The following is a 1,675-nucleotide window of genomic DNA, read 5'->3' on the forward strand; positions in this document are numbered from 1 at the left end:
AAATAGATTCATTTTCGATACTCTTACTTCAAAGCCAAAATCTTTCGAGCACCATTAAGCACGAATAAAGAAACCAGGATGCCAATGATTAAGTCTGGGTAAGCTGATCCCGTCCACGCCACGAGTACACCGGCAAATATAACGCCCATATTTACGACAACGTCATTCGCCGAGAAAATCCAACTGGCTTTCATATGTGCGCCATCTTCTCGATGACCAGAAATAAGATATAAGCATGTCACGTTAGCTATAAGTGCGAGCAGGCCAATAACAATCATGAGCGTTGATTCTGGCTCGCTTCCAAACATGAATCGTCTAATGACATCAATAATCACGATGACAGCAAGTAATAACTGAATCCAACCTGCGAAATGGGCTGCTTTCACTTGATATTTCGCAGCTTTTCCGACGGCATATAGCGCAATACCATAAACGGCTGCATCGGCAAACATATCTAGAGAATCAGCAATCAATCCTGTAGACGCAGCAATAATTCCGCTGATGAATTCTATAAAGAAAAGTAGAGCATTAATGCCTAATAACAGTTTAAGTACTTTAGCTTGTCTCACAGGATCAGGTTCATTAGGTATATCGCCTGAAGAAAGCTGTGTTTCATCAAGTTTCGCCCCAAAACCCAGTCCTTCAAGTTTGGCCGTAATTTGCTGAATCCCTTCATTATGGAAGACTTTCAGTTTTCGATTGGGAAGATCAAAAGTAAGACCTTTAACTGCTTCAATATCTGCAAGAGCCATACGGACCATTTGCTCTTCAGCAGAGCAATCCATTTTAGGAATGGTATAGGTACTTGTTTGCTTAGCCTGTTGATTGCTTATATAAGTTTCAGTCTTCACAAGCTTTGCACCAAAACCCAAAGCTTCAAGTTTGGTAGTTATATTTTCATCTTTTTGATTATGTAGAACCTTTAAAGACCGGTTAGGTAAATCAAAGATGAGTTTTTGAACACCATCAATTGAAGATAGCGCCATACGAACCATCTGTTCTTCCGCAGAACAATCCATTTTGGGAACTAAGTATTCACTCATGTAGTGCGAATTTTTTAAAACGTCTTCAGTGCTTAAATTTTCTTTGGGATCAGAACCACAACAGGATTGAGCGGTATCTTCACAACTGTTTGAAGTGTTACAGCAAGGAGATGAAGATTTTTCTTCTTCCTCTTCACCACAACAGCTAAGCGTATTATTACAATTCTTTGAATTGTTTGCTTCTGCAATTGATGGATGATTTTCTTGTTGAGATTTCTTATCTTTGCATGGTGTTTCTTTACTACATCCACAACCACTCATAATTATACCCATTAAAAAAATTTATAAACTTTGAATATTAGAATCCCTATAGTTACTATAGAGTCAAGATTTTTTGGAAATACCAACTCAATGCATTTAAAAATTGGTGAACTCTCTAAAAAAACCTCATGTTCAGTATTAACAATTAGGTTTTATGAAAAGGAAGGTTTAATTCCGGAACCCGAAAGAACGGAAGGAAATTACCGCCTTTACGATGTAGGCTATGTTGAGCGAATTAAGTTTATTTTGAATTGCCGAACTTTAAATATGAGTTTGAATGAAATTCGTCAATTACTCACCTATAAAGATAATCCCAAGAAAAATTGTTCAGATGTGAATGAATTAATTGACTTACATGTCAGTGCTATCAG

2 protein-coding genes are annotated in these 1,675 nt (G+C 37.3%); one reads left to right on the forward strand and one right to left on the reverse strand.

Going from position 1 to position 1,675, the window contains the following annotated elements; all coding sequences use genetic code 11:
• Positions 1-23 precede the first annotated feature (23 nt).
• On the reverse strand, positions 24-1,304 hold the full coding sequence (locus tag Q9R21_RS14795) for a cation transporter (protein WP_138001017.1): 1,281 nt from the start codon (positions 1,302-1,304) through the stop codon (positions 24-26).
• A 90-nt stretch (positions 1,305-1,394) separates the two neighbouring features.
• Here Q9R21_RS14795 and cadR point away from each other — a divergent pair.
• Positions 1,395-1,675: Cd(II)/Pb(II)-responsive transcriptional regulator (gene cadR / locus Q9R21_RS14800; protein WP_311204771.1), on the forward strand; the 281-nt coding region annotated here is incomplete at its 3' end.

The sequence above is a fragment of the Acinetobacter sp. RG5 genome (assembly GCF_031844265.1).
Classification (GTDB): Bacteria; Pseudomonadota; Gammaproteobacteria; order Pseudomonadales; family Moraxellaceae; genus Acinetobacter.

Coding starts and splice junctions, on each gene's coding strand:
- Q9R21_RS14795 (WP_138001017.1), bottom strand. CDS start 1,304: ATGAGTGGTTGTGGATGTAGTAAAGAAACACCATGCAAAGATAAGAAA.